Genomic DNA, 11,354 nt, shown 5'->3' on the forward strand with positions numbered 1-11,354 from the left:
TCCCGCCCCGCCCCCTCATTCGCCGCGGCGCCGGATCTTGTTCCCGAGCCACACCAGCGGGTCGTACTTGCGGTCCGCGGCGCGCTCCTTGAGCGGGATCAGCGCATTGTCGGTGATCTTGATGTGCTCGGGGCAGACCTCGGTGCAGCACTTGGTGATGTTGCAGTAGCCCAGCCCGTGCTCGTCCTGCGCGGTGGCCTTGCGGTCGATACCGGAGTCCGGCGCCGCGTCCAGCGGATGCATGTCCAGCTCGGCGATCCGCATCAGGAAACGCGGACCGGCGAAGGCGGCCTTGTTCTCCTCGTGGTCGCGCACCACATGGCAGGTGTCCTGGCACAGGAAGCACTCGATGCACTTCCGGAACTCCTGGGACCGCCCCACGTCCTCCTGCTGCATGCGGTACTCGCCGGGGGCCAGCTCCGCGGGCGGGACGAACGCCGGGATCTCCCGGGCCTTGGTGTAGTTGAACGACACGTCGGTGACCAGATCGCGGACGACCGGGAAGGCCCGCATCGGCGTGATCGTGATCGTCTCCGTACGGTCGAAGACCGACATCCGGGTCATGCACAGCAGCCGCGGCCGCCCGTTGATCTCCGCGCTGCACGAACCGCACTTGCCCGCCTTGCAGTTCCAGCGCACCGCGAGATCGGGAGCCTGGGTCGCCTGGAGGCGGTGGACGATGTCGAGCACCACCTCGCCCTCGTGCACCTCGACCGTGTAGTCCGCCAGGTCACCGGCGTGCTCATCGCCCCGCCACACCCGGAAGTGCGCCTGGTAGACGCCGGACCGCTGCTCTTCCTGCGACACGCTCACCGGCTCAGCTCCTCGTCCGTCAGATACTTCGCCAGCTCGTCCTTCTCGAACAGTTCCAGCAGATCGCGGCGGATCGGCGGGGTCTCGCGGCGGGAGAGCCGGATCTGGCCCAGCGCCGGGTCGGCCGTCCGGGCCTCGCCCTGGGGATGGGCGACCTCGCAGACCAGATTGATGTTGCGCCAGCCGCGGTCCATCGCCGGATGGTCGTCGCGGGTGTGTCCGCCGCGGCTCTCCTCGCGCTCCAGTGCCGCCCGCGCCACACACTCGCTGACCAGCAGCATGTTCCGCAGATCGAGGGAGAGATGCCAGCCCGGGTTGTACTGCCGGTGCCCCTCGACGCCGGCCCGGCGGGCCCGCACCCGCAGCTCGGCCAGCCGCTTGAGCGCCTCGAACATCTCGCTCTCCTTGCGGATGATGCCGACCAGGTCGTTCATCGCCTGCTGGAGCTCCTGGTGCAGGGTGTACGGGTTCTCCGCCGGGCCCGCCTCGTGGCCGGGCTCCTGCCCGGCGTCCTCGGCGCTGAAGGGGCGCAGCGCCTCCGCCTCCGCCGCGTCGATCTGCACCGGGTCGACCGCCGGCCGCCGGTCGAGCGATGCCGCGTACTCGGCCGCGTGCAGCCCCGCCCGGCGGCCGAAGACCAGCAGGTCGGACAGCGAGTTGCCGCCGAGGCGGTTGGAGCCGTGCATGCCGCCGGCCACCTCACCGGCCGCGAACAGCCCCGGGACGCCGGTCGCCGCCGCGGTGTCCGGGTCGACCTCCACCCCGCCCATCACGTAGTGGCAGGTCGGGCCGACCTCCATCGGCTCGGCGGTGATGTCCACATCCGCCAGCTCCTTGAACTGGTGGTGCATCGAGGGCAGCCGGCGGGTGATCACCTCGGCCGGCATCCGGGTCGAGACATCCAGATACACGCCGCCGTGCGGGGAGCCGCGGCCCGCCTTGACCTCGGCGTTGATGGCGCGGGCGACCTCGTCGCGGGGGAGGAGTTCGGGCGGGCGGCGGTGGCGTTCCGGATCCTCGTACCAGCCGTCGCCCTCCTCCTCGGTCTCCGCGTACTTCTCCTTGAAGACGTCCGGGATGTAGTCGAACATGAAGCGCTTGCCGTCGCTGTTGCGCAGCACCCCGCCGTCGCCGCGGACGGACTCGGTGACGAGGATCCCCTTGACGGACGGCGGCCAGACCATGCCGGTGGGGTGGAACTGCACGAACTCCATGTTGATCAGCGGCGCCCCGGCCAGCAGCGCCAGCGCATGGCCGTCACCGGTGTACTCCCAGGAGTTCGAGGTCACCTTGAAGGACTTGCCGATGCCGCCGGTGGCCAGCACCACCGCCGGGGCCTCCAGCACGAAGAAGCGGCCGGACTCCCGCTCGTAACAGAACGCGCCGGAGACCCGGTCACCGTCCTTGAGTACGCGCGTGACCGTGCACTCCTGGAAGACCTTCAGGCGGGCGTCGTACGCGCCGAGCTCCCGCTCGTCCTCCTGCTGGAGCGCGACGATCTTCTGCTGGAGGGTGCGGATCAGCTCCAGGCCCGTACGGTCGCCGACATGCGCCAGGCGCGGGTACTCGTGGCCGCCGAAGTTCCGCTGGGAGATCCGGCCGTCCGCGGTGCGGTCGAAGAGCGCGCCCCAGGTCTCCAGTTCCCACACCCGGTCCGGGGCCTCACGGGCGTGCAGTTCGGCCATCCGCCAGTGGTTGAGGAACTTGCCGCCGCGCATGGTGTCCCGGAAATGGACCTGCCAGTTGTCGTGCTCGTTGGCGTTTCCCATGCTGGCCGCGATACCGCCCTCGGCCATCACCGTATGGGCCTTGCCGAACAGGGACTTGCAGATCACGGCCGTGCGCATACCGGCCTCGCGGGCCTCGATGGCGGCGCGCAGTCCGGCGCCGCCCGCGCCCACCACGACCACGTCCCATGCCTGCCGGTCCACATGCGCCATCAGAAGGCACACCTTTCCTTAGAGAACTGTCGTAGGAGTTGCTTGTCGTAGGGGAGGGGGAGAGGGGCTGTCGTCAGAAGAAGCGCGGGTCGGGGAAGGCGCCGCTGGCCAGCAGGAAGACGTAGAAGTCCGCGACGGCCACGCTGACCAGCGAGGACCACGCCAGCAGCATGTGCCGCTCGTTGAGCTTGCCGATCCAGCCCCACAGCCGGTAGCGCACCGGGTGCTTGGAGAAGTGCTTCAGCCGGCCGCCGACGATGTGCCGGCAGGAGTGGCAGGAGACGGTGTACGCCCAGATCAGCACGATGTTGGCGAGGAAGATCAGGGTGCCCAGGCCCATGTGGCCCCAGGCGTAGTGCTCGTCGCGGAAGGTCAGCGCCGTGTCGTAGGTCAGCACGCCGGCGACCAGCACCGCGAAGTAGAAGAAGTAGCGGTGGATGTTCTGCAGGATCAGCGGGAAGCGGGTCTCACCGGTGTACTTCTTGTGCGGCTCGGCGACCGCGCAGGCCGGCGGCGAGGCCCAGAAGCCGCGGTAGTAGGCCTTGCGGTAGTAGTAGCAGGTCAGCCGGAAGCCCAGCGGGAAGATCAGGATGAGCAGCGCGGGGGACAGGCCCCACCAGCTGCCGAAGATCTCCCAGTTGGGGCCGCCGCGCATGGTGTGGCAGTTCTCCGCCAGACACGGCGAGTAGAACGGCGAGACGTAGGGCGCGTGGTAGTAGTCGGCGTTCGCGAACGCCCGCCAGGTCGAGTAGACGATGAACGCGAGCAGCCCGGCGGCGGTGCAGGCCGGGGCCAGCCACCAGCGGTCGGTGCGCAGATGGCGGGCGGGGATGGCGGCGCGCGAGGTGGTGTGCACGCCGGTTGCGCCGGTGTGCGAGGAGGGTTCGATGCCAGTGGCCAACGTCGGTCTCCGTGACGGGCGCTCCGGCCGGAAGGCTTCCACCGGGGCGGCAACGGGGTAGGGGCTGAGTGGGGCGAAGCCACCCCCTAGGGGGCCTCCACCAGGGGATTTCCCCTAGGGTGCGTGGCCGTTCCTGGAGCCGAGGCCCTCGTCCTGGGCGTCGGTCCACAGCGCGGAGTTGTAGGGGGCGTCGGAGATCGACACCATCTCCTGGGTGGCCGCACCCGGACGCGGGGGCCGGCCGGCCGCCGCGCTCTGCTTGAGCAGGCCGAGGCTCTCGCGCAGATGGTCCGTGTCGCTGCGGACCCGGCGGATGTCCAGGCTCTTGCCGAGTTGCGCCTCCAGCTTCCCCACCGTCCGGGCGAGGTCGTCCAGGCTGCGTTCAACCGCCGTCAGATCATCCTTAAGGGACATATGACGTGCCCTCACTTCTGAAGGTGTGGTGGGCGATCTCATGCGCCCGAGAGTGTCGCGCGTCACAGTAGGCGTTGGGAAGGGGGTGAGCGTGATTACGACTCGAACCGGTGCGTTTCGGCAACCGCGCGCCGCGGCACCCCTCGAACGCCGACACGAAACCGGGCGCGCCGCGGGCTGCTGCGGTCCGCCTCGCGGTGGCCCCGTGACCTCGCCAGGGCCCGGGATGTTGGGCCGGGCGGGTGGCCTTGGGGCGGTGGCCGACGTGTCGGGCGGCCGGGCCGGGTGCGGTCGCTTTCAGTAGGGGGGCCATAGATGTGATGAGCCGCAAACTCGGCCGAACGTGGTGCGCCGGTCAGGCCCAGGCGGTGCTCGGCGCGGCGCGGGCGAGCCCGGAGGTAACCGTCATGACCGACCACGACCACCCCTCAGGCCGCCGCGCGGCGGGCCGCAGACGCCGCTGTGCCGCGTTCATCGCGGCGGGGGCGCTGCTCCCGCTGCCGGCCCTGTCCGGATGCAGCAGCGATGAACGGGAGGCGTCGGTCTCGGCGTCCCAGGACATCGCCCCGGCGCCGCGCGGCGAGCTGAAGAACGGCGGCACCCTGCGCTGGGCCATCGATGCGATGCCCGGCACCCTCAACGCCTTCCAGTCCGACGCCGACGCGACCACCGCGCGGATCACCGGTGCGGTGCTGCCCAGCATGTTCACCCTCGACGGGAACGGCCGGCCGCAGCGCAACGCCGACTATCTCGACGCCGCGGACGTCACCGCCCGCGACCCCAAGCAGATCGTCACGTACAAGATCAACCCCAAGGCGCGGTGGAGCGACGGATCGGCGCTCACCGCCGCCGACTTCATCGCGCAGTGGAACGCGCTGCGCGGCAAGAACAACGCGTTCTGGACCGCCCGCAACGCCGGCTACGACCGGATCGGCAAGGTCGAACAGGGCACGGGCGCCCACGAGGTGAAGGTCACCTTCGCCCGGCCCTATGCCGACTGGCGGTCCCTGTTCACCCCGCTCTACCCCAGGAGCGTGATGGGCAGCCCCGACGCCTTCAACGAGGACGCACGCGAGCAACTCAAGGTCGGTGCGGGCCCGTTCCTCGTCCAGAAGCGGGACACCGAGGAGGGGCGCGTCGTCCTCGTCCGCAACCCGAAGTGGTGGGGCGACCGCGCCAAGCTCAAGCAGATCGTGCTGGAGTCGCTCCCCGGCGACAAGCGGGCCGCGGCGCTGGCCGACGGGAGCATCGACGTCGCCGCGGTCGACCAGCTCGCCGCGAAACGGGTCGCCTCCGCCCGGCGCCCGGCGGGCTCCGTCGCGTCCAGGAAGCCCGGTGACGGCAACGCGGGCCCGCAGGGCGACGGGGCCAAGGCCGACGCCAAGGCCGTCGCGGCGGAGAACTCCGTGCTGCGCGGCTACACGATCCGCAAGGCGCTGGAGCCCGCCTACACCCAGCTCGCCCTCAACGGCGCGAGCGGGCCGCTGGCGGACGACCGGGTGCGCCGGGCGGTGGCCCGCGCCCTGGACCGGCAGGCGCTCGCGGACACCGTCCTCAAGCCGCTCGATCTGCCCTCCCGGCCGCTCGGCAACCATCTGCTGATGGCCGGGCAGGGCGGCTACGAGGACCACAGCGACGCCCTCGGCGGCCAGGACACCGGGGCGGCCCAGGCGCTGCTCGCGGATGCCGGCTGGAAGAGCGAGGGCAGCGACCGGCAGCAGGCCGGGCAGAACGCGGGCGCACCGGCGCCCGGCGCGGGCCGCGCCGCCTACGGATACAGCGACGGGGACGACCCGTCGGACGACCGTTACGACGGCGGCCCGTACGGGGACGAGTCCGCGGAGGACGGCTCCGGTGACCAGGGCGGGTACGACGAGGGCGCCGACGACCGCAACCCGGCACGCTCCGGCCGCGGCCACGCCGGCGCGTCCGGCGGCCACGGCGCGGGCGCCCGGCCGGCCGCCGCCGAGGCCCCGCTGTCCTTCACCGGCGCGGTCGGCTCGGAGGTCCAGCAGGCCGCCCTGCTGCGGCAGAGCGCCGCGTTCTACAAGCAGGCGGCCGCCGGCGAGAAGGACGAGGCGCACGGCGACACATCCTCCGCGGCGTACGCCAAGTACAAGCGGTACAAGAAGCGCGCGGCACGGGCGCTGGGCGCCGCCGAGCGGATCGAGACCGGCCAGGCCCCGCATCTGCCGGGCTCCGGCGGCCACCCGGGCTCCGGCGGCCACCCCGGCGCCCGGCACGTCGCCGCCGAGCGTTCCGCGGCCGCCGCACCGCAGCCGGCCGGTGACCGGGCGGGCCACATCGCCGTCGTCAGGAAGAACGGCAAGCCGCTGACCCTGCGCTTCGTGGTCCCCGACGGTGCCGGCTCGGTGCAGCTGCGCACCGTCGGGCGGCGGATCTCCGAGATGCTCGGCAAGATCGGCATCCAGACCTCCGTCCAGCGGGTCTCCGACGCCAGCTACTTCCAGGACCACATCGCCTCCGGCGACTACGACCTGGCGCTGTACTCCTGGCCCGGCACCGCGTACCCGGCGACCGACGCCCGCCCGATCTACGCCAAGCCGCAGCCCGCGCCCGACGGCTCGCTGACCGTCGAGCAGAACTACACCCGGGTCGGCACCGACCACATCGACCAGCTCTTCGACCAGGCCGCCTCCGAGCTGGACGAGGGCGCCGCACGCACCCTGGTGGAGCAGGCCGACGCCCGGATCTGGGCCGCCGCCGGGTCGATTCCGCTCTATCAGCGGCCCGAGCTGGTGGCCACGAAGAAGACGCTCGCCAACGTCGGCGCCTTCGGCTTCGCCACGCCCCGTTTCCAGGACATCGGCTACACGAAGTAAGGGCCTCACCAGCGCCCCTCAAAGGGAAGAAAATCGCAGGTCAGAGGGTATATGGACGGGCTGCGGCGGCTACTGCCGCCGCAGCCACGTACCATGGGGTGAGGCCGTGGCGTGCTGAGATGCCCGGCGGGCGCGCGTACCGGATGGACGCGTCGCCATCCACGATTCCGGGAGAAGCGCCGCCAGTATGCCCACCCGTCACGACATTCGTAACGTAGCCATCGTCGCCCACGTCGACCACGGAAAGACCACTCTCGTCGACGGCATGCTCAAGCAGGCCGGTTCCTTCGCCGAGCACGCCGCCGAGAAGCTCGACGACCGGATGATGGACTCCAACGACCTGGAGCGTGAGAAGGGCATCACGATCCTCGCCAAGAACACGGCGGTGAAGTATCACCCCAAGGACGGCGGGGACCCGATCACGATCAACATCATCGACACCCCCGGCCACGCCGACTTCGGTGGCGAGGTCGAGCGCGGCCTGTCGATGGTCGACGCGGTCGTCCTGTTGGTCGACGCCTCCGAGGGTCCGCTGCCGCAGACCCGCTTCGTGCTCCGCAAGGCCCTCGCGGCCCGGATGCCGGTCATCCTGTGCATCAACAAGACCGACCGTCCCGACTCCCGGATCGACGAGGTCGTCAACGAGACCTACGACCTGTTCCTGGACCTGGACGCGGACGAGGACCAGATCGAGTTCCCGATCGTCTACGCCTGCGCCCGTGACGGCGTCGCCTCGCTGACCAAGCCGGAGGACGGCACCGTCCCGTCCGACTCCACCAACCTGGAGCCGTTCTTCAACACGCTGCTGGAGCACGTCCCGGCCCCCGAGTACGACGAGGGCGGCCCGCTGCAGGCGCACGTCACCAACCTCGACGCGGACAACTTCCTCGGCCGTATCGCGCTGCTCCGCGTCGAGCAGGGCGAGCTGGCCAAGGGCCAGTCCGTCGCCTGGATCAAGCGGGACGGCAGCATCGCCAACGTCCGCATCACCGAGCTGATGATGACCGAGGCGCTCACCCGCAAGCCCGCCGAGAAGGCCGGGCCGGGCGACATCTGCGCGGTCGCGGGTATCCCCGACATCATGATCGGCGAGACCCTCGCCGACCCGGAGAACCCGATCGCGCTGCCGCTGATCACGGTCGACGAGCCCGCGATCTCCATGACCATCGGTACCAACACCTCCCCGCTGGTCGGCCGCGGCGGCACCGGCAAGGGCGCGGACGCCAAGGCCGCGGTCAAGGACCGCAAGGTCACCGCCCGCCAGGTCAAGGACCGCCTGGAGCGCGAGCTGATCGGTAACGTCTCGCTGCGCGTCCTGGAGACCGAGCGCCCCGACGCCTGGGAGGTGCAGGGCCGCGGTGAGCTGGCGCTGGCCATCCTGGTCGAGCAGATGCGCCGTGAGGGCTTCGAGATGACCATCGGCAAGCCGCAGGTGGTCACCAAGCAGGTCGACGGCAAGACGTACGAGCCCGTCGAGCGCATGACCATCGACGTGCCCGAGGAGCACATGGGCGCCGTCACGCAGCTGATGGGCGTCCGCAAGGGCCGGATGGACAACATGTCCAACCACGGCTCCGGCTGGGTCCGCATGGAGTTCGTCGTCCCGTCCCGCGGCCTGATCGGCTTCCGTACGGAGTTCCTGACCAACACCCGCGGCACCGGTATCGCGCACTCGATCCACGAGGGCCACGAGCCCTGGTTCGGCACGCTCACCACCCGTAACAACGGCTCGCTGGTCGCCGACCGCGCCGGTGCCGTCACCGCCTTCGCGATGACGAACCTCCAGGAGCGCGGCGTGCTCTTCACCGAGCCCGGCACCGAGGTGTACGAGGGCATGATCGTCGGTGAGAACTCCCGCGCCGACGACATGGACGTGAACATCACCAAGGAGAAGAAGCTCACCAACATGCGCTCCTCCTCGGCCGACTCGTTCGAGGCGATCGTGCCGCCGCGCAAGCTGTCGCTGGAGCAGTCCCTGGAGTTCTGCCGCGACGACGAGTGCGTCGAGGTGACCCCGGAGTCCGTGCGCATCCGCAAGGTCGTCCTCGACCAGAAGGAGCGCGGACGCACGGCTTCCCGCGCGAAGCGCTAAAGGACCGCGCCAAGCGGTGACGCCTGCCGCCGGCCACTGACGACGCGGCCGCGGAACGTGGTGAAGGGGCGCCCCTCTGTGCGAGGGGCGCCCCTTCGTCGTTCCGGTGGTGCGTTCCTCGCCGTTCCGGTGGTGCGCCCTCGTCGTCCCGGCGCGGTGGTCCGTCCGTTCCGCGGCGGCGTTGTCAGTGGTCGGCGGCAGACTGGGGACATGACGCGGACTACGAAGATCGAGGCCGGGCGCGGGATCGCGACGCTGATCAATGTGTTCACCGTGCTGCCCGAGCGGCAGGCGGAGCTGGTGGCGCTGCTGAGCCGGGCCACCGAGGAGACGATGCGGGGCCGGCCGGGGTTCCTCTCGGCGAACCTCCACGCCAGTGCGGACGGCGAACGGGTCGTCAACTATGCCCAGTGGGAGAGCGAGGCGCACTTCCGGGCGATGCTGGCGGATCCGGCGGCGCAGGAGCACATGGCGCAGGCCGCCGCGCTGGCGGAGTCCTTCGACCCGCGGATATATGCGGTGGAGTCCGTCCACCAGGCGACGGGTGCCCCTTCCTGATCCCCGGGCCTGCTCCTGCCCGGGGGCGGCCCCTCCCGCCCCGGGCCGATCGGGCATCCGGGGGTTTTCTCAGGTCTCCGGAGCAGTGGCGGTCGCCGTCGAAGTGCGATACGTCCCGCTTTGCGATCTCATGTGGGCTGGGCAGGAGTCCGGACCTGAGGAGGCATCATGCGGGGAGCCACCCTCGCGAAGTGGGCCCTCTGCGCCGCCGCCACCGGTCTGACGGCCACGGCGTGCGGGGGCGGCGGCGGGGCGAGCGCCGGGGTGGTCAGTGCCTCCTGGGGGGATCCGCAGAATCCGCTGGAGCCGGCGAACACCAATGAGGTCCAGGGCGGCAAGGTCCTGGAGATGCTCTTCCGCGGCCTCAAGCGCTACAACCCGAAAACGGGCGCCGCGGAGAATGTGATCGCGGACCGGATCGAGACCACGGATTCGCAGCATTTCACCGTCACCCTGAAGGACGGCTGGACCTTCAGCAATGGCGAGAAGGTCACTGCGCATTCCTTCGTGGATGCCTGGAATTACGGGGCGCTGCTGACCAACAAGCAGAAGAACGCGCCGTTCTTCCAGTACATCGACGGCTTCGCGAAGGTGCACCCCGATTCCGGGAGCCCCACGGCCAAGACGCTGTCGGGGCTGGTGGTGAAGGACCCGCGGACCTTTACCGTCACGCTGAACCAGAAGTTTTCCAGCTGGCCGGACACCCTGGGGTACACGGCCTTCATGCCGCTGCCGCAGGCCTTCTATCAGGACCATGCCGGATGGCTGCGAAAGCCGGTCGGCAATGGGCCGTACCGCGTGGACTCCTATGAGAAGGGGTCCGTGCTGCGGATGCGGAAATGGGGGAAGTACCCGGGGTCGGACCCGGCGCAGAACGCCGGCATCGATCTGCGGGTGTACACCGACAACAACACCGCCTACACCGATCTGCAGGCCGGCAACCTCGATCTCGTCGACGATGTGCCGGCCGCCCAGCTCAAGAGCGTGCGAGCGGACCTCGGCAACCGGTACATCAACCAGCCGGCCGGAATCATCCAGACCCTCACCTTCCCCATGTACGACAAGGCGTGGGGCGGTCCGGGAAAGGACAAGGTGCGGCGCGGTCTGTCGATGGCGATCGACCGGAACCAGATCACCCGGGAGATCTTCCGGCGGACGCGGACCCCCGCCACGGACTGGACCTCGCCGGTGCTGGGCGCGGACGGCGGCTACAAGGCGGGGCTCTGCGGCGAGGCCTGTGTGTTCAACCCGGCCCGGGCCCGCCAGCTGATCAAGGAAGGCGGCGGGCTGCCCGGCGGCCGGATGACCCTCACGTACAACGCCGACACCGGCTCCCACAAGGACTGGATCGACGCCCTCTGCAACAGCATCAACACCTCGCTGGGCAGCGACAACGCCTGCACCGGGGCGCCGGTCGGGACCTTCGGCGACTTCCGGAACAAGATCGCGGCCAAGCGGATGAGCGGCCCCTTCCGGGCCGGCTGGCAGATGGACTATCCCCTGATCCAGAACTTCCTCCAGCCGCTCTACTACACAGGCGGCTCGGCGAACGACGGGAAGTTCAGCAACCACGGCTTCGACGCGCTGGTCGACAAGGCCAACGCGGAGACCGACACCGGCCGAGCCGTCGCCACATTCCAGGACGCGGAGAAGGTCCTCGCCGCGCAGATGCCGTCCATTCCGCTGTGGTACCAGAACGGCAGCGGCGGCTATTCGGAACGCATCAGCAATGTCTCACTGAACCCGTTCAGTGTGCCGGTCTACAACGAGATCAAGGTCAACTGACCGTGGTG

General features: G+C 70.1%; 8 protein-coding genes. 4 read left to right on the forward strand and 4 right to left on the reverse strand.

Going from position 1 to position 11,354, the window contains the following annotated elements:
* Positions 1 to 15 precede the first annotated feature (15 nt).
* The 4 genes from BKA18_RS23645 to BKA18_RS23660 form a co-directional block, all read right to left on the reverse strand.
* Positions 16 to 813: a succinate dehydrogenase/fumarate reductase iron-sulfur subunit gene (locus BKA18_RS23645; RefSeq protein ID WP_366044283.1), complete on the reverse strand. Its 798-nt coding sequence runs from the start codon at positions 811 to 813 to the stop codon at positions 16 to 18.
* A complete protein-coding gene (locus BKA18_RS23650) occupies positions 810 to 2,753 on the reverse strand; it encodes a fumarate reductase/succinate dehydrogenase flavoprotein subunit (protein ID WP_366044282.1) in 1,944 nt (647 codons plus the stop codon). The genes BKA18_RS23645 and BKA18_RS23650 overlap by 4 nt, the downstream gene beginning before the upstream one ends.
* Positions 2,754 to 2,826: 73 nt before the next feature.
* On the reverse strand, positions 2,827 to 3,654 hold the full coding sequence (locus BKA18_RS23655; RefSeq protein WP_366044281.1) for a hypothetical protein: 828 nt from the start codon (positions 3,652 to 3,654) through the stop codon (positions 2,827 to 2,829).
* 114 nt (positions 3,655 to 3,768) lie between these two features.
* A complete protein-coding gene (locus BKA18_RS23660; protein WP_096212749.1) occupies positions 3,769 to 4,068 on the reverse strand; it encodes a hypothetical protein in 300 nt (99 codons plus the stop codon).
* Positions 4,069 to 4,475: 407 nt separating this feature from the next.
* Between BKA18_RS23660 and BKA18_RS23665 the strand changes: the two genes are divergently transcribed.
* The 4 genes from BKA18_RS23665 to BKA18_RS23680 all read left to right on the forward strand — a co-directional run bounded on the left by BKA18_RS23665 (position 4,476) and on the right by BKA18_RS23680 (position 11,346).
* Complete coding sequence (locus BKA18_RS23665) at positions 4,476 to 6,911, forward strand: ABC transporter family substrate-binding protein (protein ID WP_366044523.1); 2,436 nt, start codon at positions 4,476 to 4,478, stop codon at positions 6,909 to 6,911.
* A 187-nt stretch (positions 6,912 to 7,098) separates the two neighbouring features.
* A complete protein-coding gene (typA, locus tag BKA18_RS23670) occupies positions 7,099 to 9,003 on the forward strand; it encodes a translational GTPase TypA (protein WP_006603326.1) in 1,905 nt (634 codons plus the stop codon).
* 210 nt (positions 9,004 to 9,213) lie between these two features.
* The gene (locus BKA18_RS23675) at positions 9,214 to 9,561 is read left to right on the forward strand and encodes a putative quinol monooxygenase (protein ID WP_366044280.1); all 348 of its coding nucleotides are present in this window, start codon (positions 9,214 to 9,216) and stop codon (positions 9,559 to 9,561) included.
* 168 nt (positions 9,562 to 9,729) lie between these two features.
* Positions 9,730 to 11,346, forward strand: coding sequence for a peptide ABC transporter substrate-binding protein (locus BKA18_RS23680; RefSeq protein ID WP_366044279.1), 1,617 nt, complete (start codon positions 9,730 to 9,732; stop codon positions 11,344 to 11,346).
* Positions 11,347 to 11,354 lie beyond the last annotated feature (8 nt).

The sequence above is a fragment of the Streptomyces auratus genome, from assembly GCF_050433025.1.
GTDB classification, from domain to species: Bacteria; Actinomycetota; Actinomycetes; order Streptomycetales; family Streptomycetaceae; genus Streptomyces; species Streptomyces sioyaensis.

Bases quoted from the DNA above. Each gene is read 5' to 3' on its own strand.
- BKA18_RS23650 (WP_366044282.1), bottom strand. From the start codon at position 2,753: ATGGCGCATGTGGACCGGCAGGCATGGGACGTGGTCGTGGTGGGCGCG.
- BKA18_RS23660 (WP_096212749.1), bottom strand. From the start codon at position 4,068: ATGTCCCTTAAGGATGATCTGACGGCGGTTGAACGCAGCCTGGACGAC.
- BKA18_RS23665 (WP_366044523.1), top strand. From the start codon at position 4,476: ATGACCGACCACGACCACCCCTCAGGCCGCCGCGCGGCGGGCCGCAGA.
- typA (WP_006603326.1), top strand. From the start codon at position 7,099: ATGCCCACCCGTCACGACATTCGTAACGTAGCCATCGTCGCCCACGTC.
- BKA18_RS23675 (WP_366044280.1), top strand. From the start codon at position 9,214: ATGACGCGGACTACGAAGATCGAGGCCGGGCGCGGGATCGCGACGCTG.
- BKA18_RS23680 (WP_366044279.1), top strand. From the start codon at position 9,730: ATGCGGGGAGCCACCCTCGCGAAGTGGGCCCTCTGCGCCGCCGCCACC.